Here is a 416-nt window from a genome sequence, read left to right on the forward strand (position 1 = left end):
GTCCTGCGTATGCACCAGGAAGCCGTTGACGGCAGTCTGCACGCCGTTCTTGTCGACCACGAACATGCGCGCCATCAGCGACTGGAGATCCTTGGCCTGCATGCCCTTGAGGAGCTTGCTGCCGAGATCGACATAACCGTCATAGAGGGCGGTGACGACCACGTCGCCAACCTGCTGGCGATAGAAGCCGGGCACCTGCTCCTTGACCTGCGCGGGCGCGGCCGTGGCGGCAAGACTGGCAAACATCAAGCCGGCCAGCGCGGCGCGAACCAGCCGGCGGGCGGCCTTGGGGGCAAAGGCGAGGGATTTCATCGGGGACAGATCCTTCCTGGATGGGAGTGGAAGCGAATAGGACAGGCAAGTTGCCGGAGGCCCATTCTAATGATCTGTCGGAAAATGCGCGCTGAGGGTCACGC

The 416-nt window shown here is 63.2% G+C and carries 1 pseudogene; it reads right to left on the reverse strand.

The features are described 5' to 3' along the window. Positions 1–312: pseudogene (locus AB4Z35_RS30785) on the reverse strand (hypothetical protein); the annotation flags it as partial. Positions 313–416: the final 104 nt, after the last annotated feature.

Origin of the sequence: Pseudomonas sp. KB_15 (genome assembly GCF_052114525.1) — a bacterium.
GTDB lineage: Bacteria > Pseudomonadota > Gammaproteobacteria > Pseudomonadales > Pseudomonadaceae > Aquipseudomonas.